Genomic DNA, 23,553 nt, shown 5'->3' with positions numbered 1-23,553 from the left:
AGGAAAACATCATGGGTATGCAGATCAACACCAACCTCGCGGCGCTGAATGCTCACCGCAACCTGTCCAACACCCAGAACGACCTGTCGAAGTCGCTGGAAAAGCTGTCCTCGGGCCTGCGCATCAACCGCGCGGCAGACGACGCCGCCGGACTTGCCATCTCCGAAGGCCTGCGTTCGCAGGTCAACGGCCTGAACGTTGCCGCCCGCAATGCCCAGGACGGCATCTCTGTCATCCAGACCGCTGAAGGCGCGCTGACCGAGGTCCACTCGATCCTGCAGCGTGTGCGCGATCTGGCAGTACAGGCCGGCAACGACTCGAACAATGCGGAATCCCGCAAGGCCATCACTACCGAAGTCACCGCCCTGGTCGACGAATTGGGACGCATCGGCGACACGACCAACTTCAACGGCATCAACCTGCTTGATGCCACTGCCGGCTCAACCGGCAACGGCGTCATGTCCTTCCAGATCGGCGCCGGCACCGGCGGCGACAGCCAGATCTCGCTGGATCTGAGCCAGGGCGGCATCGACATCAAGACCCTGGCCACCGATTTGAAGGCCGCGATCGTGACCACCGACGGGTTCGCGTCGGCCTCGGTTGCGGCAGCGACCATCGGCACCGTCGATACCGCCATCACCAGCGTGTCCAGTGGCCGCGCGGCCTTGGGCGCAGTGCAGAACCGCTTTGAATCGGCGATCAACTCGCTGAACGTGTCGCGCGAAAACCTGCAGGCCGCCGAGTCCCGCATCCGCGACGTGGACATGGCCGGCGAGATGGTGAACTTCACCCGCTCGAACATCCTGTCCCAGGCTGGTACCGCCATGCTCGCTCAGGCCAACCAGTCCAACCAGGGCGTCCTGAAGCTGCTGGGCTAACCACCCGCTGGCTAGCCGCTGCCGGCCGCGCGCGTCGGCGCGCCGGAATCCGGCAGCCTGGCGCCCCGCGCCCGGAAAGAGGCCGAGAGGCCCTTTCCGGGCACGCGGGCACGTACATCATCTTTCACAGTCCGGGAGGCAGTATCCGTGGGAATTTCTCTTGATGGCCTGGCCAGTGGATTGGACACCGCCGCCCTCATCAAGTCGCTGATGCAGGTCGAAGCGATTCCCCAGACCATGCTGAAAAATCGGGTCACCGCAACACAGACCATGGTCTCGGCGCTCCAGTCGCTGAATACCCGCGTCGCGGACGTAGCCAAACTTTCGGCCACCCTGGCCAAACCCGAGGCGCTGCAGAAATTCACCTCGGTATCCAGCTCAAACTCGGTCACCGTGAAGACCTCCGACGGGGCCGCGGCTGGATCTCTGGAATTGACCGTCGGCCAGCTCGCCCAGCAGCAGGTTACCGTCACCGGACCGCTCACCGAATGGGACAGCTCCTCCTTCACGCTGAGCTCGGCCGGCAAGGACTACAGCATCACCGCCGTCTCCGCGTCCCTGGACGACGTGATCACCGCGGTCAACGCTTCCGAGGCGGGAGTCAAGGCCGTCAAATTCGCGGTCGGCGACGGAACGTACCGCGTGCAGTTCACCGCGGACGCCAGCGGAGCGGCGAATTCCTTCTCAGTGGCCGGCACGGCCGTTCCCCTCACCCAGATCCGTGCCGCGCAGGATGCCACGGTCACGCTCTGGGCCGGCAGCGCCGCGGAGCAGACAGTCAGCTCCGCGTCGAATACCTTCGCCGGGCTCATGCCGGGTATCGACGTGAGCGTTTCCAAGACGTCGAGCGAACCGGTCACCCTCACCGTGCAGCGCGACATGGCAGCGGCCGCCAAGGAAGCCTCCTCCCTGGTGGAATCGCTGAACGGACTGCTGAACTTCATCTCCGCCAACTCCTCGGTCACCATCGGCACCGGTGGCGCCACCAGCGGCATGATCTTCACCGGCGACAGCATGGTCCGAAGCATCACGCAGCGCCTCACGGATGCGGCGATCAGGCCGGTGGACGGGCGTTCGCCATCGGAAATCGGCATTTCGATCACCCGAGAGGGAAAACTCGATTTCGACGAAGAGAAATTCACCAAGGCGCTGAACGCCGACCCAGCGCGGGTGCAGTCGGCCTTCGCCACCCTGGCCAAGCGCGTGGAAACTGTCAGCAGCGAACTGTCCGACAAGTATTCCGGGGACATCAGCTCGCGCATCAAGGGGCAGGAAACGACGATCACCCGGCTCAATGACCAGATCTTGAATTGGGACCGCCGGCTGGAAAGCCGGGAAGCGAGCCTGAAGCGCATCTATTCAGCCCTGGAAGTGCAGCTGAGCAACATGAACGCCCAGCAGTCCTACCTCGCTTCGCAACTTGCCTCGCTGCCGAGCACCAAGGAGAAATAATGCTCAATCCTGCCCAGAAGATCGCGCAACTAAACCGGGAGGCGATCCTTTCCGCCAGCCCGGCCAAGCTGCTGACCATGCTCTACGACCGGCTGATGGTCGACCTGCATCGGGCCAAGAGCGCCCAGGACTCGGCGAACTGGGGCGCAGCGGCAGAGAACCTGCTGCACGCCCAGGCGATCATTGCCGAGCTGTCCTCCAGCCTCGACGACTCGGCGTGGTCCGGCGGCGCGGGGCTGCGATCCCTCTACGTTTTCGTCACCCAGCTGCTCATCGATGCGAACATCCAGCGCAACATCCAGCTCACCGCCCAGGCCATCGAGTTGCTCAAGCCGCTGCAGGAAGCATGGCACGAGGCCGCGGCTTCCCCAGGCGGCCCGGCAGTGCAGCACGCGGGGGTCAACGTTGGCTGAAGTACTTGCATCGCAGTGCAGCACCTGGGACCAGCTGCTCGACGAACTTGAGGCCCGCTGCGCCCGTCTGGCCGCCGCGCTGCACGTGGACGCACAGCTCGTCGACCTGGACATCGCCGCCTGGAAGGCCCCTGAATCCGGAATGCCGCTTCCAGTCCGGCTTCGCCAGCGCGCCGCCGAGGTCCTGGGGCAGCTGGGCGAGCTGATCGATGCCTACGCCCGACGCAGAAACGACATCGCCGCCCAGCTCAGGGCCGTTGACAGCGTGCCCCGTCCGCCAGCGGACGCCGCCGTGTACCTTGACGCGGTTGGCTAGGGAATTCGGCTAACCGGGCCCGCAAAGCAACCGATAGTTGCTTCTGTCATGGGGGAGCATGGATCGCTCGCAAGCCCCGTTGCCCATGGATGGGCCCAGCTGAAGACTCTGGAGCGACACGTCTTGTTTGAATCTGTGACCTCTGCAGCGATGGAGAGCGCCCTGAACGCGCTCTCCCTGCGCCAGCGCGCCATCGCGAACAACATCGCGAACGTGAACACCCCGGGGTACCAAGCCCGTCGGGTGGACTTCGAGTCCGCGCTGGCCGCGTCGATTTCGCAAGGCAGCGGCGAGGCCGTCGCCAGCACCAACCGGTCCCTGGAACCCACGCGGCTGGACGGCTCGAACGTCAACCTTGACACCGAGACGCTGTCCAACGTGGACACCATGCTGCGCTACCAGTTCGCGACCCAGGCAGCTTCGGGCACCTTCAGCTCCATCCGCACCGCATTGAAGGGCAGCTGATGTTCGACGCCATCGGAATCGCCGGAACCGGCCTGACCGTCCACCGCAAGTGGCTGGACGCGGTGTCGGACAACCTGGCCAACGCCAACACCGCGCGCAGCACCGACGACGAGGCTTTTCGCGCCCAGTACGTCCTGGCGCGGGCGGGGGACGACGCCAACGGGGTGTACGTCGCTGGCATCGAACGCGGCGACGCCGAGGGCCGGATCGTGCACGAGCCGGACCACCCGTTGGCCGATGCCGATGGCAACGTGCGTTATCCCGATATCGACCTGTCGGAACAGATGGGCTCCCTGATCCTTGCCCAGCGCGGCTACCAGGTCAACGCCGCCGTGGTCGACCGCGCCCGTGAAAGCTATCAAGCCGCCCTGCAGATTGGACGTGGCCAGTAATGAACTTCGAGATCAGCCCCGTGTCGGCCACCACCCCGACAACCCCTGCCGGCTACCGCCAGGCGGAACCCCGCAGCAGCGACGGCTCGGCCTTTGCCGCCACGCTGGGCAGCGCGCTGGCCGAGGTGCAGCAGCTGCAGTCGACCTCCAACGACCTGTCGCTCAAGGCAGTCACCGGCGAACTGGCCGACATCCATACCGCGACCCTGGCCTCCGCGCGCGCCTCGCTGGCCCTTGAAACGGCAGCGACCTTCCGCAACCGCGGCGTGGAAGCCTTCAACGAGATCATGAGGATGCAAGCCTAGTGGCAACCATGCCCAAAGCCCTGGTGAAGCTCGGAGAAAGCATCCGCGGTTTCACCCTTGCCCAGCGCACCATCGCCGTCATCGGCCTGGCCATCGTGGTGCTGGGAACCGTCGCGCTGGTGAGTTTCGCCAGCCAGCCGAAGATGACGCCGCTGTTCACCGGGCTCTCCGCCGAGGACGCGTCGGGCATCGTCGAGCAGCTGCAGGCCGACGCGGTGCCCTATGAAATCACCGGCGCCGGCGGAACCATCCTGGTCCCGCAGGAGAACGTGTACGAAGCGCGGCTGAAGGCCGCCACCGCCGGCCTGCCCACCGCGGGCGCCGGCGGCTATTCGCTGCTCGACCAGATGGGTGTCACGGCCTCCGAGTTCCAGCAGGACGTGACCTACAAGCGGGCGCTGGAGGGCGAACTGGCCTCCACCATCATGGCCCTGGACTCGGTCAGCATGGCGTCGGTCAAGCTCGCCATCCCGGAGCAGACGGTGTTCGTGGACTCCGCGACCACCCCGACCGCGTCGATCTTCGTCCAGCCCAAGCCGAACACCACGCTCACCGCCGACCAGGTGCAGGCCATCGTGCACCTCACCTCCGCCGCGGTGGACGGACTGAAGCCTGCCGACATCTCCGTCGTCGACTCGAACGGCACCCTGCTCTCGGCCGCCGGCGTTGGCGTGGAGGGATCTGCCGGCAAGCAGGCCTCGGAGTACGAGCAGCGTGTGGGCTCCATGATCCAGACGATGCTCGACCGCGTGGTCGGCCCCGGCAATGCGACCGTGGCGGTGGCCGCCGACGTGTCGCTGGAATCCGCGGAGCGGACCGAGGAAAGCTTCAGCGCACCCAAGGACAACCCGGTATTGGCTGAAAAAAGCAAGAAGGAAGACTACCAGGGCAGCGGCAACGGCAGCGGCGAAGCGGGTGTCCTGGGTCCGGATAACATCGCGGTGCCCAGCGGCGAGGCCAAGGACGGGACGTTCACCTCCTCCGAAACCGACCGGACCAACGCGGTCAACAAGGTCACCGAGAACAGGCTGGTGCCTTCCGGGAACCTGAACCGGCAGAGCGTTTCAGTTGCGCTGGACGCGCAGGCCGCCTCCGGCCTGGACGTGCAGGAGCTGACCGCCATGATCAGCGCCGCCGCCGGAATCGACACCGGGCGCAAGGACACCATCAACGTCTCGGTGCTGCCGTTCAGCACCGAATCGGCGACCGCGGCGCAAAACGCGCTGACCGAGGCCTCCGACGCCGCGAAAGCCGCACGGGACGCGGAGCTGCTGCGCACCCTGGTCATCGCCGGATCGATCGTGCTGGTGCTGGTCCTGCTGGCCGTCTACCTGCTGCTGCGCCGCCGCAACCGGCGCAGCAGCGAGCTGGTGGATTTGGGCGAGTTGCAGGATCTGCGCAGCCTGCGCGAGCCCAGCGCGGCGGTATCCGTCGTGGCCGACACCCCGACCACCACCATCAGCCAGATCCCCGCCACCGTCAGCACGCCGCACGTTCAGCAGCTGGACGCCCAGACCAAACGCGAAGAACTGAGCGCGCTGGCCGCGCAAAACCCCGCCAAGATGGCCCAGCACCTGCGCAGCCTGATGGATTCAAAGGGTGATGCATGAGCCAGGAAACAGATAGCACGCCCCGTGAACTGAGCGGAATCCAGAAGGTCGCAGTGGTGCTGATGCAGCTGGACCAGGATCAGGCCGCCGAGGTGATGCGCCAGTTCAACGAATTCGAATCGGAGGAGATCGCCGCCGAGCTGCTGCGCCTGCGGCGGGTGGACGACGAGGTCATCCAGCGCACCTTGGGGGAAGTCCACGAGCTGGCCACCGCGAGCCTGGTCGGCGGCCGTGACGCGGCCTCCGGCCTGCTGGAAGCGTCGTTCGGCAACGAGAAGGCGACCATCGTCATGAACCGGCTGTCCTCCTCGACCGCCGGCAGCAGCTTCGAGTTTCTCGAAGGAACCGATGCGGCCCACCTGATCTCGCTGCTGGACGGCGAGCTGCCGCAGACCGCGGCCCTGGTGCTGGGCTACCTTCGCCCCGAGGTCGCCTCGCAGGTGCTCGCCGGGCTGCCCTCGCAATTGCGCACGCAGATCGCCGCGGCGCTGGCGACCATGGGCACCGCGGTGCCCGAAGCTGTCCGGGTGGTCTCCGAGGAGCTCAAGCGGCGCACCGGCAGCCTGGTCGCCCGCCACGAACCGGTGGAACAGGTGGGCGGCATCCAGCCGCTCGTGGACATCATAAACCGTTCGGATATCGCCGTGGAAAAGGAGATCCTCGCCTCGCTGGGCCAATTCGACGCCGCGCTGGCCGAGGAGGTCACCTCGCGGCTGCTTTCCTTCGCCGACCTGCTGCGTTTCGAGCGCCGCGACATCCAAAGGGTGCTGCGCGGAGTCAACGCCACGACGTTGGCGTTCGCGCTCAAGGGCGCGGCCGACGAGCTGGAAGCGGTCATCCGCGAGAACATCTCCGAACGCACCGCTGAGCTGTTGGACTCGGAAATCGCGGTCATGGACCGGGTGCGGGTCTCCGAAGTCGAGGCGGCACGGGCCGATATCGTGCAGCAGATCCGCGCGCTGGAAGCCAGCGGCGAAATCACCGTCCGACGCGGCGACGGAGACGACTTTGTCTCCTGAACAGAATTTCCGTCCCGTGGCCTTCCGCTCCCTGGACTCCGCGCCGCAGGAACAGGTCATGGCGCACGCGCGTTCCACCGGCTACGCCGAGGGCTACGCGACGGGGATCCGGGCCGCGGAACAGGCGGCCCGGGCCCAGCGCGAAGCCGTTCAGCTGCAGGCAGCCCAGGCCCAGGCCCGGCAGGCCGAGGAACAGGCCCAGGCCTTGGCCGCCCTGCGCGCCGCCGGCCGGGCCGTCGCCGCGCTGGCAGTTCCGCCGGCGCAGGAATCCGCCGCTGCGCTGACTGCGGCGGCCGTGGAACTGGCCGAAGCGATCATCGGGCAGGTGCTGTGCGATGAGCAGTTCGCCGCCCGCGCGGCGATGGAACGCGCAGCGAAGCTGTCAGGCACCGAGCCGGTGTGCGCGGTGCGGCTGAACCCGCAGGACCTGCAGCTGCTGGGACGGAAGACACTTCCCGGCACCGGGATCGAGCTGCGCGCGGATGCGGCGCTGTCCGCCGGGGACGCCGTGGCGGAGCTGGAGCACGGATTCCTGGACGCGAGGATTTCCACCGCGCTGCGCCGGGCCAAGGACGCGCTGTGCGGCGGTGCGCCATGAGCGCGCCGGCGCACCACAACCTGCTGCAGCCGCACTGGGCGCAGGCGCTGTCCGCCGCCGCACCCGAACGCGTTGGGGTGGTGAGCGAACTGATCGGGCTGGGCCTGGGCGTGCAGGGACTGGACGCCCCGGTCGGGTCGGTGCTCAGCGTCGGCTCGGAGGAAGTTGCGGTCGACGTTGTTGCAGCCACCGGCCGCGGGCTGCACTGCATGCCGCTGGCCTCGCTGCAGCGGATCCGGCTGGGGGACCCGGTGCGCCGCGGACGCCACGGGCACTTGGTGCCCGCCGGGCCGGGGCTGCTGGGCCGCGTGCTCAACGGCTTGGGCCAGCCGATCGACGGACTTGGCGCACTGGGCGAGCACGAGCTGGTCCCGATCGAGAACGACAGCCCGCCGGCCATGGAACGCCACCGCATCACCCGGCCGCTGCCGCTGGGGGTCAGGGTGCTGGACACCCTGTGCACGGTGGGCGCCGGGCAGCGCCTTGGGCTTTTCGCCGGATCCGGCGTCGGCAAGTCCTCGCTGCTGTCCATGATCGCCCGGGGGACTACGGCGCAGCTGAACGTCATCGCGCTGATCGGTGAACGCGGACGCGAAGTGCGCGAATTCCTCGAAGACGACCTGGGCCCCGAAGGCCTGGCCCGGTCGGTGGTGGTGGTCTCCACCGCGGACGAACCCGCCCAGATGCGGTTGCGCGCGGCGCTGGCCGCAACACGCATCGCCGAGCATTTCCGCGCCTGCGGCATGCAGGTGCTGCTCATGATGGACTCGCTGACCCGCGTGGCCATGGCGCAGCGCGAGATCGGGCTGTCGGCCGGCGAGCCCCCGGCGACCCGCGGCTACCCGCCCTCGACCTTCTCGCTGCTCGCCCGGCTGCTTGAACGGGCGGGCACCGCGCAGCAGGGAGCGATCACCGGAATCTACACGGTCCTGGTGGACGGCGACGACCACAACGAACCGGTGGCCGACGCGGCGCGCTCGCTGCTGGACGGGCATGTGGTGCTGGACCGCGCCTTGGCGGTGCAGGGGCATTTCCCGTCCATCGACGCGCTGGCCTCGGTCTCCCGGCTGGCCTCGAAAATCAACGATCCCTCCCGCAAGGCCGCCTCGGGGCGGCTGCGCCAGGTGATGGCGGCCGGGCGCAGCGTACAGGACCTGATCGACGTGGGGGCGTACCAGAGCGGCTCGTACCCGCTGGCCGATGCCGCGGTGGAGCATCGGCTGGCCATCGACGCCTTCCTGCAGCAGCCGCTGGATGAAGGCTGCCCGGTCGACGAATCATGGGCGCAGCTGACAGCGCTGCTTGCCCGGTTGGGAGTTGAATGATGAGCCGGAAATTCTCGTTGGCATCCCTGCTGCGGTTGCGGCAGATCGGCGAACGCCAGGCGGCGCGCGCCGTGGCCGAGGCCAACCAGGCGGTGCGCGCCCACACGCTGCAGCGCGAGCAGACCCTGCAGGAACTGCACGACAGCGCCAACGATCCGGTGGACAGCGCATCGCTGCTGGCCATTGCCGCCGCCCGGTCTGCCGGGCGATCGGCGCTGGCGGACCTCCAGGCGCTGGAAGCCCAGCTGGCCGAGGACCGCGAGCTGGCGGCCGAGGCCTACCGCGCACAGCGCCGCGGGGTGAAAGCGCTGGAAAAACTCGAAGCCCGCCATCACCAGGCGGTGCAGCACGCAGATCTTGCCCGGGAGCAGCACCTCCTTGACGATCTGGCAGGAACCGCTCGGGAAAGGACTCGACAGTGAGCTACGCTGACGTCGCCGCGCGTATCGGGGCCATCGAATCCAACTTGGCCCGGGTGACCGGCTTTCCGACGCCCGCCGCGCCTGAAACCAGGTCTGCCGCCACCGCGGGCAACGTTCTGGGCGGATCCCTGCAGGGGACGGCGAATGCCGCGGCGAACAGCACCAATGCGGGCATCACATTCGATTCCCCCGCCGGAACTGAGTTCCAGCAGGTGCTCCAGAACGCCCTGGATGCCTCGGCGAACGGCGCCGCGCCCGCAGCTGCCGGCGCCGGACCTGCCAGGGAAGCGGAGCGGGGACAGCGCGAGGCAGTTGGCAAGACTGCAGCTACCACGCGTGCGCAGGGCGCCTCCGAACCTGCGGCCGCAGGGGGCGTCGACGGCGCCAGGGTGGTCGCCGCGTCGAAAAAGTACTTGGGAGTGCCCTATGTCTGGGGAGGCAACAACCCGAAGGTGGGCCTTGACTGCTCCTCCTTTGTCCAGCACACCTTCCGCGATCTGGGGATCCAGCTCCCGCGCGTCGCCAGGCAGCAAGCCAAGGAAGGCACCGAGGTGCCGTCGTTGGCCCAGGCCAGGCCCGGCGACCTGATTGTCACCCGCGGTGGCGGGCATATCGGCATCTACCTGGGTGGGAACAAGATGATCCATGCCCCGCGGCCGGGCGAGAGCGTGAGCATCCGCGAACTGTTCGAAACCGACAAGGACATCATGACCATCCGCCGCATCGTGCCCTCGGAGGCAGCCGCGAACTCCGGTCCAGCCGACGCACGGGCCGCGCAGCGGGCACTGTTCGACAGCGCGCGGGCGGCTTCGCGATGACCAGGATCCCCTCCACCTTGCCGCTCCAATTGGCGGACTCTCCGGCACCTGTCGCGCAGATGCCGCCGGGCCAGGCTTCGGGAGCGCAGCGTTTCGCCGGGCTGCTGGCCCGGGCCGGGGATGAACCGGCGGCCGCACTGGATCCTCGGACCCTGCCCGTGCCGGAGCCGGATCATCGCGCACTACCTGCAGAAGCCGCAGTCCCGCCCGCCGCGCCGGAATCATCAATGCCGCCGGTTCTCGCGCAGAACCTGTTGCTGACCATCGAGCTGCCTCCCGAAACCAGCGGGGGAGCCGGCGACGTGCCATTGCCAGTGTTCGACCGCGCGTCCGGAGGGACCGAATCCTCCGGGGCAGCCGAGCAGCAGGGCAAGGTCCCTGTCCGGATCCAGCCGATGGACGGCCCCGCCGCAGGCATCACGCTGCCGGTGGAGCCTTCGGCTGTTCCTGCTTCCATGGGGCGCATCGCCCGGACCGAGATGCCGGCCGGCGCGGCAATACCGAGCGCCGCTCCGGGGTCCGCCGTGACTGCGCTCACCGCCCCCGCCTCCGCCGGCGCGCAAGCGGCAGGGCGGATGCCTGCCGGCACCCTGATTCCGGGTGCTGTCGGGACGATTCCTGTGCAGAACCCCGCGCCCGCGCCCGGGACCGCTGTGCCGCAGAACGCTGTGGGTCACGCCGAAGCCGATGCCACGCCGCTCGAGGTTTCCGAGGGCCAAGTTCCCCGCGCGCTCCCGCACCAGCATGCACCCCAACCGCCCGAGGTTGCCGTGGCCGGTGAGCCGAAACCAACAGGTGCGGTCGCCGCAGGAGCAGGGGAGCGGCTTGCGCAGGCCCCGCCCGAATCGCCGCTTCCCGCGGTGGCGCTGGCGAGCGCTGGCAACTTGCAGGGAACCGCTCCGCCGCAGCGGGCTGACGGCCTGCCACCGCTGGAAGAGGTCCCGACCGCACGCCCGGCACCCGTGCACCGGCCCTTGCTGAAGCAGCTCACCGCGCCGCTCGTGACCGTCCTCAGTGCCGTCCCTGGCCAGCGAACCATGAATATCCATGTGGCACCGGAAACGTTGGGACCGATCACCGTCAGCGCTCAGCTGGGTCCCTCCGGACTTCGGGTCGACTTGTCGGCACCGACCGATGCGGGAACCCACGCCTTGCGTGCCTTGCTGCCGGAACTGCGCCGTGAGATGGCAGCGCTCGGGCAGGGCAGCGTGCAGGTGCTCTCGCCAGAGAATGCCGCGTCCACGGGGAACACTGGTTCCGGTGCGGGCCAGGGATTCGCCGGCTCCGGCCAGGGGCACTTCCAGCAGCGTCACCCCGACAACGCTCCCGCCCGGCAGCATCCGAGCCCTGGAATCCCACTGGCCGAAGGCGCGGATACCGCCCCTGCAACGGAGAATCCAGCCCTGCCTGGCACACCCGCTCCACCCGCTCGCCCCGTCGCCAGGCTCGACCTGCTGGCCTAACCGAAAGACCTCCGACGATGACTATCAGCCCCCTCGACGCATCAGGCGGCACGGCAGCCGCCGCCGCCAGGCAGCGTGTTCCCAAACAGACCATGGACTCGGAAGTGTTCCTGCACCTGCTGGTCACCCAGTTGGCGAACCAGGATCCCAGTGCGCCCATGGACACCAATCAAATGATTTCCCAGACCGTGCAGCTGGCGTCCATGGAACGGCTCAACACGCTGACTGCCGCGCAGCAAACCTCGCTGGAAGTCCAGCAGCGCACCGCGGCCTCGTCCTTCATGGGACAGCACGTGACCTCGGCTGACCAGCCGCCGGTGGAAGGAATCGTCACCGCGGTCACCTTCACTGCCAACGGACCGGTGCTCAGCGTGGGGGAGAAGCAGATTGCGTTGACCACCGTGATTGCGGTCCGGGACCCGCAGAAGACCGAAGCCCCCGCCGCGGCGCAGCACAACGATCTTCCCGAAAACACCAGGTCTCCTGAGGAAACTGCCCCCGCGAACCCCAACGCAGCGGCCTCCTTGCCAAACTCGTTGCCCAACGTATTGCCCAGCTAGGCCGCCGCCGAGCTGCCCCATTAAACAATTAAATTCCACTCACAGAAAGCCCCCTCATGCTGCGTTCACTTTATTCGGGAATCTCCGGCCTTCGCGCCCACCAGACCATGCTGGATGCCACCGGCAACAACATCTCGAACGTCAACACCACCGGGTTCAAGTCGTCCTCGGTGCAATTCCAGGACACCCTCTCCCAGCTCACCCAGGGCGCCACGGGCCCGGCCGCCAACCAGGGCGGATCCAACCCGGCCCAAGTGGGTCTGGGCGTGCAGGTCGCCGGCATCTCCACCAATTTCGCCCAGGGGTCCAGCCAGAACACCGGCCGATCCACGGACATGATGATCTCCGGCGACGGATTCTTCATTACGCGCTCGGGCGGCACGACCTCGCTGACCCGCGCCGGCGCCTTCGACTTCGACGCCAACGGGCGGCTGGTCAGCCCGGACGGCGGACTGGTCCAAGGCTGGATGGCCGGGGCCAACGGGCAGCTGGCGACCGGTGGGGAACTGAGCGACATCACCCTGCCGAACAACCTCATCGCTCCGGGCACCGCGACCGGCAAGGCCAGCGTCGGCGGCAACCTGCCCAAGGACACCGCAGTGGGCGAAAGCCTGGTCCGCGATGCCCAGATCTTCGCCGCCGACGGATCCGAGCACACCCTGACCCTCACCTTCACGCGGACCGCCAGCGGCTGGAGCGTGGCAGGCAAAAACGGCGCCAGTGGAGCGACCGCCACCCAGAACCTGACCGAAGACGCCTCCGGGAACCTGTCCGACGCTGTGCTCAGGGTGGGCGCGGTGGCCGTGGACCTGGGCAGCCTGACCAGCTTCGCGGAACTGAACACCGCGAGCATCTCAGGGGTCGACGGCAACAAGGCCGGCACCCTGGAAGGATTCACCCTGGGGGCAGACGGCACCCTCACCGGCAGCTTCTCCAACGGCGCGCAGCAGGTGGTTGCGCAGATCGCCATCGGCAACGTCACCAATCCTGCCGGGCTGGAAAAGGCCGGCGGGTCCTCCTACACACTGACGGGCAACTCCGGCACCCTGCAGTTGGGAACCGCCGGCAGCCCGGGTTTCGGAAAGTTGGCCGGCGGCATGCTGGAGATGTCGAACGTGGATCTGTCCCAGGAATTCACGAACCTGATTGTCGCCCAGCGCGGGTTCCAGGCCAACGCCCGGATCATCACGACCAGCGACGAGCTGCTGCAGGAGCTGTCGAACCTCAAGCGCTAAGCGCTGCGGCTAACGTCCGGCGCCCGGGCGCCGACAGTTGACAGTGGACTAATGAGGTGAGGGCACCATGATCGTGTTAACCAGGTTGAACTCCACCCGGCTGGCCGTGAACGCGGACCTGATCGAACGGATCGCGCAGTCGCCGGACACTGTGGTGGTGATGGCCAACGGCGCCCAGTACGTGGTGCGCGAAACCCTGGACGAGATCATTGCCCTGACCGTCGACTACCGGGCCCGGGTGCTCACCGCGGCCCGCACCGCAGCCGCTCAGGCTGCCGGTGCGGCGCCGGCTCCCGGAGCGCCTTAATAAGGGGAGATATCCATGGATCCGGCAACAATTATCGGCTTGCTGCTCGCCTTTGGCGCGATGTTCACCATGCTGTTCATGGAGGGCGCCAGCCTGTCCTCCATCCTGTTGCCCGCACCGATGATCATCGTGTTCTTCGGGACGATCGCGGTGGGCATCGCCAGCGGTACCATCAAGGACATGCTCGCGGCGTTCAAGGCGCTGCCGCAGGCGTTCCGAGGCAAAATCGGTAACCCCCGGGATCTGGTCGAGCAGCTGGTCCACTTCGCCGAGGTGGCGCGGCGCGACGGGCTGCTGGCCCTGGAAGCCGAGGTGGCCAAGGCCAAGGACCCGCTGGTGGCCCGCGCCCTGCAGGCGATGGCCGACGGGGTCGACGCCGACGACCTGCGCGACATGCTCGAAGACGACATCGACACCCAGGAGCGCGAGAAATCCGTGGCCAGCAAGTGGTTCGCGACTCTGGGCGGGTACGCGCCCACGGTGGGGATCATCGGCACCGTGGTGTCCCTGACCCACGTGCTGGAAAACCTGTCCAAACCCGACGAGCTGGGGCACATGATCGCCGCCGCTTTCGTTGCGACCCTCTGGGGACTGGTCTCGGCGAACTTCATTTGGCTTCCCATCGGGGCGAGGCTGGGACGGCTGGCCGAACTTGAATCCGAGCAGCTGAACCTCGCCGTCGAGGGGCTCATGGCCATCCAGTCCGGCACCCCGGCACTCGTGCTGCGTGAAAAACTCGAAGGCATGCTCCCGGCCGACTCGGCCAAGGCTTCGGGTTCCAAGGACTCCATCAGGTTGGCTGAGCAGGACTTCGAGGAAGCCGCATGAGCCGTCCCGGATCATCCCGTGCCGCGGGGCGTTCGCGCCGCCGCAGGCGATCGGCGCAGCAGGGCCATTCCGAGAACTCCGAGCGCTGGATGGCCTCCTACATGGACATGGTGACCGTGCTGATGTGCCTTTTCATCGTGCTGTATGCGATGTCCACGGTGGACCAGGACAAATTCGCGGCCTTACGCAATTCGCTGGCCACCGGCTTCGGCGTCCAGGAAACCCAGTTCGCCGATACCGCCGAAGGCATCGTGGTCCCGGCCGATATGGCCGGCGCCCAGGGGCTGCTCAGCACCGGCACCGGTGAGGAACTGACCAGCGAGCAGCTGGAAGCCATGGCCAGCGCGGAAACCCGGAAGCTGCTCAAGCTCAAGGAGCAGATCCAGGACGCCCTGGTCGAGCAGGGCTACCCCGATGCCGCGGTCTACCGCATCGACCAGCGCGGCTTGACGGTGCGGCTGGTCAGCGCCGAAACCTTTTTCGTCCCCAACAGCGCCGAGCTGACTCGCCAAGCGGGCCGGATCATCGACGCCATCGGACCGGTGCTGAAGCAGGCGAACCTGAACATCGCCGTGGAGGGCTTCGCTGACGTGCGCCAGCCGGTCCATCCGTATCCGACCAATTGGGAGCTTTCGGCGAGCCGGGCCACCGGCGTCCTGCGGGTCCTGGTGGAGGACGGCGGCATCAAGCCGGGCAGGATCTCCTCGGTGGGCTACGGCGACGCTCGGCCGCTGAAGGACCGGGGGGACTTGTCGCTGAACCGCCGGGTGGACATCGTGGTGCTGTCCAACAAGAGCGAGGCGGTTCGCGAGAAACTCCCGGAACTCGATGGATAGCACCCCTGGGCGATGACAAAACTATGTCGGGGGCTGGCTGTCAATTGCCTGCCGAAACCGGCTAACGATCAGCGCCCGGCTGCCGAGAGTAGCCACCGTGACATCTTTGCCTTTGGGAGGCCCGGGCTACGGCGTGCCGCGGGATACCACGTCCGCGCATGCGCTGGCCGAAGTGTACGACTTCCGCCGCCCCACGACCCTTGCCCGTGAACACGCGCGTGTGCTCGAACTTGCCTTCGAGACCTTTGCGCGCCAGTGGGGTACCCAGCTGACCGCCAAGATCCGGGTGATGTCGCAGGTCAGTTTCGAATCGGTGCAGATGCAGACCTATGACGACTACGTCGCAGGATTGCCGCCGCTGACCACCATGGTGCTCTGCGCCGCCGAAAGCACCGAGGCTCGCAGCGTGCTGCAGTTCCCCGCCAGCGAGGCGCTGAGCTGGGTCTGCCACATGCTCGGCAGCCATGCCCCCGGCGACCTGCCGGACCGGGCCTTCACCCGCATCGAAGCGACGCTGATCCGCTCGTTGATGGGCGAGGCGCTGGAGGACCTGCACTATTCGCTGGGAACGCTGCTCTCCGAACGGCTTGTCGTTGCCTCCATCGCCCACCAGTCGCAGTTCGCCCAGGCCGCCGCGAAGTCGCAGGTGATGATCGTCGCCCGGCTGGGGATCAGGGTGGGCGAGCGCAGCGCCAGCGCCTCGGTGGCGCTGCCAGCCGAGCTGCTGCTTGAACAGCTCGGCGAGGCCAACCCGCGGTCCGACGCGGAGAACTCCGAAGAGCTGCTGGCCCAGTCCCTGGGGACGGTCCCGCTGCAGGTGCAGCTGTCCACCGTCCCTAACCTGGTGAAGCCCCAAGCAATCCTGGAGCTTGCGGTGGGAGACGTGCTGCCCCTGGGCCACCGCGTGCACCAGCCCTTTGACTTGCTCGCCGGCGGGCACCGCGTCGGTACCGCCGCCGCGGGATCGCGCGACGGCCGCGCAGCCGCCGTCATTGTCACGAATCAGGAAAGTTAACCATGCCAGCCTTCAACGAGACCTCCGCGGTCCTCCACTCCACCGCGCTGTACACCTCCGCCGCCCAGGCGCTGGCCGCGATGCTGCCCACCGCCACCTCGCTGAGCGCGGTGCTGCACACCGGGCCGCGGCAGGACTGGGTCGCCTCGGCCGCCGGGGCGGTGCTCTGCGCGACCTTTGTCGGGGAGCAGTCAGCCGACGTGGTGCTGCACGTGGCCGAGCGCGAGCTTGGAGGGATCTCCGAACGCCGCACCGCCCGCGTGGGCACCGAGGATCTGCTGCGCCCGGCGCTGGAAGCTGCAACCGGCGTGCTGGGCATCGGGGTGTTGAGCCTGGAATCCGGCGAGAACGCCCAGGGCACGCTCTCCGCGGCAGACACGGTGGGCTTCATGCTGCGCACCCAGTCCGGGGAGGACGCCGGTTTCTTCGCCCTGCGCCTTCGCGAAACCGCACCGGTCTCCGGCCCGGCCCCCTCCCTCGAGGAGCCGGAGGACATGGCCAGCCGGCTGGGCCGCATCTCGAATGTGGAGATGGCGCTGACCGTCCAGATTGGACGCACCCGATTGTCGGTGCGCGATGTGCTGAACCTGGAACCGGGCGCCGTCATCGAGCTTGACCGTTCCGCCGGGGCCCCGGCGGACGTGCTGCTCAATGGACGGCTGATCGCCCAGGGCGAGGTGGTAGTCATGGACCAGGATTACGGCGTACGCATTACCAAGATCCTTGACATGGATTCGGCGGGCGCCTGAGCGTGGACGGCATTCTCCTGTTCCTGAGGGTAGTGCTCTCGCTCGCCGCGGTCTTCGGCCTGCTGCTCTACCTGCGAAGGAAATTCTCCACCCGCCTCGGCACCCCGGGCAGCTCGCTGTTGTCAGTGGTGCAGCGGCAGCCGCTGGGCCCGAAATCCTCGGCGGTGCTGATCGACGTCGAGGGCCGGCGTTATCTGCTGGGCGTCAGCGAAGCCGCGGTCAACGTCATCGACAGTTATGACGCCCCCGCGGCAGCGCAGGTCGCCGAGTCGGCCACGCAGCCCGGGCAGCATGCCGCCGGCCCGGTGCTGGTTGACGATCTGCCGGACGGCGAACAGGACCGCGACACCCCGCCGGCGGCGCCCACCCGCAAGAGCCTGCGCGCAGTGAACGCGTTCGAAGCCGAGCTGCGCCGCAGTTCCCAGGCCTCCACGCGCCCGGGCATGCTCTCCGGCTCCATCCTGGACGTCCAGACCTGGCGCGACGCCCAGCATGCGCTGCGCCGAGGGCCGCGCCGGTGAGGCGCCCCCGGGCGAACCGGGGTGCTGCCGGGTCCGGGAACCAGCTGCGGCTGCTGGTTGCCGCCGTACTGGCCGCCGCCTACCTGGCCTGGTTGCTGCTGGCCGCCCCGGCGGCCTTGGCGACCCCCGCCACCCCGGAGCCTGCCGTGCCCGGCGGCGGCATCTCGGTGGACATCAACGGCCCGAACGGCACCCCGAATTCCGCGATCGTCACGCTGATCGCCATCACGCTGCTGTCGGTGGCCCCGGCGTTGCTGCTCATGATGAGTTCATTCACCAAGATTTTTGTGGTGCTGGCGCTGACCCGCAACGCGCTGTCGCTGCCGAGCATCCCGCCCAACCAGGTGCTGGCGGGGCTGTCCCTGTTCTTGTCGTTGTTCATCATGGGGCCGGTCCTCGGCCAGATGAACGAGCTGGGAGTGCAGCCGTACCTGTCCGGGGAGCTGGATCTGAATGGAGCACTGGACATCGGCATGGAGCCGCTGCGCGACTTCATGCTGGCCCATACCCGGGAAGCGGACATCGCGCTGATGACGCGCGCCGCCCAGCTGCCCAACCCCGCAAGCCCCGCCGATGTTGACTTGACCACCCTGATCCCGGCGTTCATGATTTCCGAGCTGCGCGCAGCATTCATCATCGGCTTCGTGATTTTTGTGCCATTTTTGGTCATCGATCTGGTTGTCGCCTCCGCGCTGATGTCCATGGGCATGATGATGCTTCCTCCGGTGATGATCTCGCTGCCGTTCAAGATCCTGCTGTTTGTGCTGGTCGACGGGTGGTCGCTGATCATCACCGCTTTGGTCGGTTCCTACCAGATTGCAGGCGGGTGAGCCATGGATTCCAATGCAGTGCTGGACATCGGGCTCTCCGGGCTGATGCTGGCGGCCAAGCTGGCCGCCCCGGTGCTGATCACCTCGCTGGTGGTCGGCTTCGCCATCTCGCTGTTCCAGTCGATGACCCAGATCCAGGAAGTCACGTTGTCCTTCGTGCCCAAGGCGGTGGCAGTGGCGGTGGCGCTCGTGGTCTGCGGGCACTGGATGATCTCCGAGGCAGTGCTGTTCACCCACGAGCTGTTCGGCAAGCTGCCCCTGCTGCTGGATGGCAGCTGATGCATTTCACTCTGCAGCTGCACTTCCTTGAGGTGCTGATGCTCGCCGCCGTGCGCATCACCGCCTTCCTGATGCTCGCCCCGCCCTTTTCCCACAACTCGATCCCGCTGCGCATCAAGGGCATGCTCGGCGTGGCCCTGGCCCTGACGGTGACCCCGAAACTTGCCCCGGACTACGTGTCGCCGAACACCGCCGGGTACCTTGGCCTGCTGGTGCTGGAGCTGGCGGCCGGGGCCTGCATGGGATTCATGATCCTGCTGGTTTTCGCCGCGGTGCAGTCCGCGGGCAACCTGATCGACCTGTTCGGCGGCTTCTCCATGGCCCAGGGCTTCGACCCGCAGTCCATGGTCAACGGCGCCCAATTCGCCCGCTTTTTCCATTTCGCCGCGCTCGCGCTGCTGGTTGCCTCCGACGGCTACCAGTTGGTGTTGGCCGGGGTGTTCACCTCGTTCTCCGCGGTGCCGCTGGGCGCCGGGCTGGCCTTGTCCGGCGCAGCGCAGTTCCTGGCCGCCGCGGTGCCGCAGATGTTCGTGGCGGCCGTCCAGATCGCCGGTCCGCTGCTGGTGGTCCTGGTGCTCGCGGATTTCGGGCTGGGGCTGCTGACCCGCGCCGCACCGGCGCTTAATGCGTTCGCCATGGGCTTTCCGCTGAAGATCTTTATCACCCTGGCCCTGGCCGGAACGGTGTTCGTGGTGCTGCCCTCCATCGTCTCAGCGCTGGTGCGCGATGGGCTGGAACTGCTGCCGGCGATGGTGCCGCGATGACGCAGGACTCGGGGGAGCGCAGCGAAAAGGCGACCAGCCAGCGGATGAAGGAAGTCCACTCCAAGGGCAAGATGAGCCGCTCGCAGGACCTGGCCGCCTGGCTCGGACTGGGCGCCGCGGCCCTGATGGTGCCAGGAGTGCTTGAACGGGCCAGGGAAGCCGGGGCAGTCCACTTCGCCGCGCTGCGCCCGCTGGCCGCGCACCCGGACCCCGAGGCAGCGGTGGCGCTGCTTGCCCAGTCGCTGGGATCCATGGCTGCGACAGTGGGCCCGCTGTTCCTCGTGGGCCTGGTGGTTGTGATCGCGGTATCCGCGCTGCAGGGAGGCATTCGTTTCCGCCAGTTCCGGTTGGATCCGTCGAATCTCAATCCGGTTGCCGGGCTGTCCCGGGTGTTCGGCTTCGCGGCACTGTGGCAGGGGATCAAGGCGCTGCTGAAGGTCGCGGTGATCGGGCTGGTGCTGTGGCTGGTGGTGCAGTCCCTGATGCCGATGCTGCTGCAGTCCGGGGCGCTGCCGTTGTCCTCCCTGCTGAGCACCGGAGGACAGGGGGCCGGCTGGTTGATCCAGGCTTCGGTGGCCGCCGGGCTGGTGCTGGCCGCCGCGGACGTGCTGGTGGTCATGCGGCGCAACCGCAAGCACACGCGGATGACCCGCAAGGAACTGACCGACGAGCACAAGCGCAGCGAAGGGGACCCGCTGGTGAAGTCCCAGCGCCGGGCCCGGCAGCTGGCGCTCAGCCGCAATGCGATGATCGCCGCCGTGGCAGATGCCGACGTGGTGATCGTGAACCCGACCCACGTGGCGGTCGCCTTGCGTTATCAGCCAGGCATTTCGGCGCCCACCGTGGTGGCCAAGGGGGCAGGGGACATTGCCGCCCGACTGCGCGAAGTGGCCGCCGAGCACCGGGTTCCGATGATCCGGGACATTCCACTGGCGCGCGGCCTGCACGCGCAGTGCGACGTCGGCGAGGAGATCCCCGCTGACAGCTACACCGACGTGGCCAGGGTGCTGGCCTTCGTCATGAAACTCAAATCCCGTGGCGCCTCCACAGGCATTCATACCGCACCCGCCGCCGGATCCGGCAGCTAGCACAGGAAGACCTCGATGAACTACTCGCAATTGTCCAAGATCGCCGTGCCGGTGGGCGTGGTGGGCATCGTGCTGCTGCTCGTGGTGCCCATCCCCGCGGCGCTGCTCGATATCCTGTTTGCCACCAGCATCCTGCTGTCCCTGGTAGTCCTGCTGCTGACCATGTTCGCCAAGCGCCCGCTGGACTTCTCGGTCTTCCCCTCGTTGCTGCTCGTGGCCACGCTGCTGCGCCTGGGGCTGAACGTGGCCTCCACCCGGCTGGTGCTCGGCCAGGGCTATGCCGGCGAGGTGATCGAGGCCTTCGGGCACATCACCATCGGCGGATCGCTGGTCATCGGATTCGTGATCTTCCTGATTCTGGTGGTGATCCAGTTCGTGGTGGTCACCAAGGGCGCCGAACGCGTCGCCGAGGTGGGCGCGCGGTTCACCCTGGATGCCATGCCGGGCAAGCAGATGGCCATCGACGCTGACCTGAACGCCGGGTTGATCACCGACAGCCAGGCGCGGGAGCGCCGCGCGGAAGTCGCCGCGGAAGCCGACTTCTACGGGGCGATGGACGGCGCGAGCAAGTTCGTCAAGGGCGATGCGATCGCCGGCCTGGTGATCATTATCATCAACCTGCTCGGCGGCATCGGCATCGGCATGCTCTCGCGCGGCATGGAGATCGCCGACGCGCTGAACACCTATGCGCTGCTGACCATCGGCGACGGCCTGGCCACCCAGATTCCGGCCCTGCTCATGGCGGTCTCCACCGGTATGATCGTCACCCGCTCCAACTCGGCCGACGACATGGGTGCCACCGCGTCGGCGCAGCTGGGGCAGTCGCGGGCGGCGCTGCTCATTGCCGCGGGCTGCGCCGTGGCGCTGGCGCTGGTGCCGGGCATGCCCAAGCTGCCTTTTGTGTTCATCGGAGGGCTGCTGCTCTGGTTCGCCGGCCGGATCAAGGCCCGGGACGAGAAAGAGGCGCAGGCCGCCGCGCAGGCGGCGGCAGAACCGCAGGGCGCCACCCCGGAGACCCCGACCGAACTGCTTGAACGCATGAAGGTCCATGCCATCGAGGTGCAGCTGGCAGCAGACCTGGTGGACGTGGTCAACGGCGGCGGAGACGACCTGTTGGCCCGGGTGCGCGCCCTGCGCCGGCGCATCGCCATGGACCTGGGCATCGTGCTGCCCCCGGTGCGCACCCGCGACAACGTGGAGCTGCCCCCGGCCACCTACGCGATCCTGATCGCCGGGGTGGAAGCCGGACGCGGCACCGCTCCGCGCGGCAAGGTGCTGGCCCTGGGCGACCAGCTGGATTCGCTGCCCGGACAGCTGGTCCACGAGCCGGTGTTCGGGCTGGCCGGCAAATGGGTGCCCGCCGAATTAAGGCATACCGCGGACATGGCCGGAGCGACGACGATCGACCGGATCTCGGTGATCATTACGCACCTGTCGTCCATCGTGCAGGAACAGGCCCCGCGCCTGCTCACCCGCGAGGACGTGCGTGTCATGACCGACGCGCTGCGCGAGCAAAGCCCTTCCGCAGTCGAAGAGCTGGTGCCCTCGTTGCTCTCTCTTGCTGAAGTGCAGCGCGTGCTGCAGGGGTTGCTGGGCGAAGCCGTGGCCATCAACGACCTGGCGCGCATCTTCGAAGCCCTGTCGCTGCAGGCGAAAACCGGCACCGCGCCGGAAAACCTGATCGAGGCTGCCCGCGAGGCGCTGGGTCCGGCGATTGCCGCAAGATACCTGCAGGGATCCACGTTGCGGGTCGTCATGATCGACCCGGTGGTGGAGCAGGGAATGCTGGAAGCCCTGCGCCCGGGGGACGCCGGAAGCCAGATCATGTTCGATGCGCGGAGGCTGGAAGCGGTGCTGGACTCGGTCAAGAAGATCGCAGCCGACCTGCAGAACCGCGGTGTGTCAGCCGTGCTGGTGTGCGCGCCGGCGCTGCGGCCCGCGGTGCGTCGGCTGATCGGCCCGGCCTCCGGGCTGGACGCGGTGCTCTCCTACCAGGAGGCCACCGCCGGCGGGGCCCAGATCGAGACGGTAGGGGTGGTGCGCGGTGCCGATGCAATATCTGCTTAAGGGCCGCAGCCTGCAGGAGCTCCAGGACAAGGCCATTGCGGACTTCGGTCCGCAGGCCTATCTGGTCTCGGCGGAAAAAATCACAACCCCGCGCGCAGGTGGCCTGCTGCGCGAATTCCACTACGAAGCGGTGATCCAGGTCCGCGAGGAACCCATCCCGGCACCGGTGCGCCGCCATCGGCTGGTCCCGGTGCGCCGAGGTCCGTGGAAGCCCGCGGAGCCGGCTCCTGCCCGTCAGGCGCCGGCCGCTGGCCAGAGCGTGGTGGGCCAGCTGCTTGAACGCGCCGAGGCTGCCGAATTGCAGCTTGCCTGTCAAGGATCCGAACCCGCAAAGGCCGTGGATTTCGACGCGGTGCTCGATGCCCAGAGTTTTTCCCTATACCCGGCGGCGGGCCGGCGGGCGGCGAACCCGGAACCTGCTGCCCCTGCCCGGCAGCCGCAACGCAACGCTGCGACGACCACGACGAATCAGCAGGTCTTCCGGGGACAGCCGGGGGATCTGGTGCTGCTGATCGGCAAGGACGCCGACGCTCTCACCGCGTCCATGCTTCTGGACGACGGGAGCAACCTGATCGCCCAAACCGAGCCGATGGCTTCCGGCGGCCCTGCGGCGCCCGGAATCGGCCAGGGCCGTCAGGTGCGGATAGTTGCCGGCCGACGAGCGGCGCTGGAGGCCCGGGCCGCGGCGGTGGCCGAGGAAACGTGTGTGCTGCTTGCCATGCAGCTCGCGGCGGCAGGTAGCCAAGCCGAGCAGGAGAAGATTCGCAGTGTGGGCGCGGATCAGCTGGTGCTGGTGGTCGATGCGCGCCACAAGGCCGAGGACACCGCCATCTGGGTGGGGCAGGTGGCTGAACATCACGCGGTAGCGTGCATTATCGCGCTGCATTCGGACCAAACTTCCACCCCTGAAACCGTTGAATCGCTGGGGTACCCGGTGCTCAGGCTGCCCGCCTGAGGGCTTCGTGGTGACACCCGAACTCTCTCGGGCGGATATGATA

Annotated in this window: 28 protein-coding genes; all 28 read left to right on the top strand. The window is 67.7% G+C overall.

Going from position 1 to position 23,553, the window contains the following annotated elements; genetic code table 11:
- Positions 1-11: 11 nt before the first annotated feature.
- The 28 genes from C1H84_RS15095 to C1H84_RS14960 all read left to right on the top strand — a co-directional run bounded on the left by C1H84_RS15095 (position 12) and on the right by C1H84_RS14960 (position 23,510).
- Positions 12-878: a flagellin N-terminal helical domain-containing protein gene (locus tag C1H84_RS15095; protein WP_053797838.1), complete on the top strand. Its 867-nt coding sequence runs from the start codon at positions 12-14 to the stop codon at positions 876-878.
- A 147-nt stretch (positions 879-1,025) separates the two neighbouring features.
- Entirely contained in the window at positions 1,026-2,330 is a 1,305-nt protein-coding gene (gene fliD / locus C1H84_RS15090) for a flagellar filament capping protein FliD (protein ID WP_146956130.1), read from the top strand.
- Positions 2,330-2,743 carry a flagellar export chaperone FliS gene (gene fliS / locus C1H84_RS15085; protein ID WP_047118821.1) on the top strand — a complete coding sequence of 138 codons (414 nt, stop codon included), beginning with the start codon at positions 2,330-2,332 and terminating at the stop codon, positions 2,741-2,743. The genes fliD and fliS overlap by 1 nt, the downstream gene beginning before the upstream one ends.
- A complete protein-coding gene (locus tag C1H84_RS15080; protein ID WP_113607857.1) occupies positions 2,736-3,059 on the top strand; it encodes a hypothetical protein in 324 nt (107 codons plus the stop codon). Before fliS ends, C1H84_RS15080 begins: the two co-directional genes overlap by 8 nt.
- A gap of 123 nt (positions 3,060-3,182) precedes the next feature.
- On the top strand, positions 3,183-3,524 hold the full coding sequence (locus tag C1H84_RS15075) for a flagellar basal body rod protein FlgB (protein ID WP_047118823.1): 342 nt from the start codon (positions 3,183-3,185) through the stop codon (positions 3,522-3,524).
- On the top strand, positions 3,521-3,916 hold the full coding sequence (locus C1H84_RS15070; RefSeq protein WP_047118824.1) for a flagellar basal body rod protein FlgC: 396 nt from the start codon (positions 3,521-3,523) through the stop codon (positions 3,914-3,916). The genes C1H84_RS15075 and C1H84_RS15070 overlap by 4 nt, the downstream gene beginning before the upstream one ends.
- Positions 3,916-4,221, top strand: a complete 306-nt coding sequence (fliE, locus tag C1H84_RS15065) for a flagellar hook-basal body complex protein FliE (protein ID WP_113607856.1) — start codon at positions 3,916-3,918, stop codon at positions 4,219-4,221. Before C1H84_RS15070 ends, fliE begins: the two co-directional genes overlap by 1 nt.
- A gap of 8 nt (positions 4,222-4,229) precedes the next feature.
- Positions 4,230-5,831 carry a flagellar basal-body MS-ring/collar protein FliF gene (gene fliF, locus C1H84_RS15060; RefSeq protein ID WP_113607889.1) on the top strand — a complete coding sequence of 534 codons (1,602 nt, stop codon included), beginning with the start codon at positions 4,230-4,232 and terminating at the stop codon, positions 5,829-5,831.
- Entirely contained in the window at positions 5,828-6,850 is a 1,023-nt protein-coding gene (fliG, locus tag C1H84_RS15055) for a flagellar motor switch protein FliG (RefSeq protein WP_113607855.1), read from the top strand. The genes fliF and fliG overlap by 4 nt, the downstream gene beginning before the upstream one ends.
- Positions 6,840-7,448 (top strand): FliH/SctL family protein, encoded by a 609-nt coding sequence (locus C1H84_RS15050; RefSeq protein ID WP_146956129.1) that lies wholly within the window; start codon positions 6,840-6,842, stop codon positions 7,446-7,448. Before fliG ends, C1H84_RS15050 begins: the two co-directional genes overlap by 11 nt.
- Positions 7,445-8,773: a FliI/YscN family ATPase gene (locus C1H84_RS15045; RefSeq protein WP_113607853.1), complete on the top strand. Its 1,329-nt coding sequence runs from the start codon at positions 7,445-7,447 to the stop codon at positions 8,771-8,773. Before C1H84_RS15050 ends, C1H84_RS15045 begins: the two co-directional genes overlap by 4 nt.
- Positions 8,773-9,195, top strand: a complete 423-nt coding sequence (locus C1H84_RS15040) for a flagellar FliJ family protein (protein WP_181728164.1) — start codon at positions 8,773-8,775, stop codon at positions 9,193-9,195. The genes C1H84_RS15045 and C1H84_RS15040 overlap by 1 nt, the downstream gene beginning before the upstream one ends.
- Positions 9,192-10,013, top strand: coding sequence for a C40 family peptidase (locus C1H84_RS15035; RefSeq protein ID WP_113607851.1), 822 nt, complete (start codon positions 9,192-9,194; stop codon positions 10,011-10,013). The genes C1H84_RS15040 and C1H84_RS15035 overlap by 4 nt, the downstream gene beginning before the upstream one ends.
- Positions 10,010-11,476, top strand: coding sequence for a flagellar hook-length control protein FliK (locus C1H84_RS15030; protein WP_113607850.1), 1,467 nt, complete (start codon positions 10,010-10,012; stop codon positions 11,474-11,476). The genes C1H84_RS15035 and C1H84_RS15030 overlap by 4 nt, the downstream gene beginning before the upstream one ends.
- 17 nt (positions 11,477-11,493) lie before the next feature.
- The gene (locus tag C1H84_RS15025; protein WP_113607849.1) at positions 11,494-12,036 is read left to right on the top strand and encodes a flagellar hook assembly protein FlgD; all 543 of its coding nucleotides are present in this window, start codon (positions 11,494-11,496) and stop codon (positions 12,034-12,036) included.
- 56 nt (positions 12,037-12,092) lie between these two features.
- On the top strand, positions 12,093-13,271 hold the full coding sequence (locus tag C1H84_RS15020) for a flagellar hook protein FlgE (protein ID WP_113607848.1): 1,179 nt from the start codon (positions 12,093-12,095) through the stop codon (positions 13,269-13,271).
- Positions 13,272-13,338: 67 nt separating this feature from the next.
- The gene (locus C1H84_RS15015) at positions 13,339-13,578 is read left to right on the top strand and encodes a flagellar FlbD family protein (protein WP_047118831.1); all 240 of its coding nucleotides are present in this window, start codon (positions 13,339-13,341) and stop codon (positions 13,576-13,578) included.
- Between the two features lie 15 nt (positions 13,579-13,593).
- Entirely contained in the window at positions 13,594-14,406 is an 813-nt protein-coding gene (locus tag C1H84_RS15010; protein WP_113607847.1) for a motility protein A, read from the top strand.
- Complete coding sequence (locus tag C1H84_RS15005; RefSeq protein ID WP_053797849.1) at positions 14,403-15,242, top strand: OmpA/MotB family protein; 840 nt, start codon at positions 14,403-14,405, stop codon at positions 15,240-15,242. The genes C1H84_RS15010 and C1H84_RS15005 overlap by 4 nt, the downstream gene beginning before the upstream one ends.
- A 97-nt stretch (positions 15,243-15,339) precedes the next feature.
- A complete protein-coding gene (locus C1H84_RS15000) occupies positions 15,340-16,257 on the top strand; it encodes a flagellar motor switch protein FliM (protein WP_244910923.1) in 918 nt (305 codons plus the stop codon).
- Between the two features lie 2 nt (positions 16,258-16,259).
- The gene (gene fliN, locus C1H84_RS14995) at positions 16,260-17,006 is read left to right on the top strand and encodes a flagellar motor switch protein FliN (RefSeq protein ID WP_113607845.1); all 747 of its coding nucleotides are present in this window, start codon (positions 16,260-16,262) and stop codon (positions 17,004-17,006) included.
- Positions 17,007-17,008: 2 nt separating this feature from the next.
- Positions 17,009-17,527 (top strand): FliO/MopB family protein, encoded by a 519-nt coding sequence (locus C1H84_RS14990; protein ID WP_181728163.1) that lies wholly within the window; start codon positions 17,009-17,011, stop codon positions 17,525-17,527.
- Complete coding sequence (gene fliP, locus C1H84_RS14985) at positions 17,524-18,357, top strand: flagellar type III secretion system pore protein FliP (RefSeq protein ID WP_047118837.1); 834 nt, start codon at positions 17,524-17,526, stop codon at positions 18,355-18,357. Before C1H84_RS14990 ends, fliP begins: the two co-directional genes overlap by 4 nt.
- 3 nt (positions 18,358-18,360) lie before the next feature.
- Positions 18,361-18,636 (top strand): flagellar biosynthetic protein FliQ, encoded by a 276-nt coding sequence (locus C1H84_RS14980; RefSeq protein WP_047118838.1) that lies wholly within the window; start codon positions 18,361-18,363, stop codon positions 18,634-18,636.
- Positions 18,636-19,400: a flagellar biosynthetic protein FliR gene (gene fliR, locus C1H84_RS14975; RefSeq protein ID WP_113607843.1), complete on the top strand. Its 765-nt coding sequence runs from the start codon at positions 18,636-18,638 to the stop codon at positions 19,398-19,400. Before C1H84_RS14980 ends, fliR begins: the two co-directional genes overlap by 1 nt.
- Positions 19,397-20,488 carry an EscU/YscU/HrcU family type III secretion system export apparatus switch protein gene (locus C1H84_RS14970; RefSeq protein WP_113607842.1) on the top strand — a complete coding sequence of 364 codons (1,092 nt, stop codon included), beginning with the start codon at positions 19,397-19,399 and terminating at the stop codon, positions 20,486-20,488. The genes fliR and C1H84_RS14970 overlap by 4 nt, the downstream gene beginning before the upstream one ends.
- Before the next feature lie 15 nt (positions 20,489-20,503).
- Positions 20,504-22,555: a flagellar biosynthesis protein FlhA gene (locus tag C1H84_RS14965; protein WP_113607841.1), complete on the top strand. Its 2,052-nt coding sequence runs from the start codon at positions 20,504-20,506 to the stop codon at positions 22,553-22,555.
- A complete protein-coding gene (locus C1H84_RS14960) occupies positions 22,539-23,510 on the top strand; it encodes a hypothetical protein (protein ID WP_113607840.1) in 972 nt (323 codons plus the stop codon). The genes C1H84_RS14965 and C1H84_RS14960 overlap by 17 nt, the downstream gene beginning before the upstream one ends.
- Positions 23,511-23,553 lie beyond the last annotated feature (43 nt).

The organism is Glutamicibacter soli (assembly GCF_003309065.1).
GTDB lineage: Bacteria > Actinomycetota > Actinomycetes > Actinomycetales > Micrococcaceae > Glutamicibacter > Glutamicibacter soli.
This window is presented reverse-complemented; position numbering and strand designations above follow the sequence as displayed.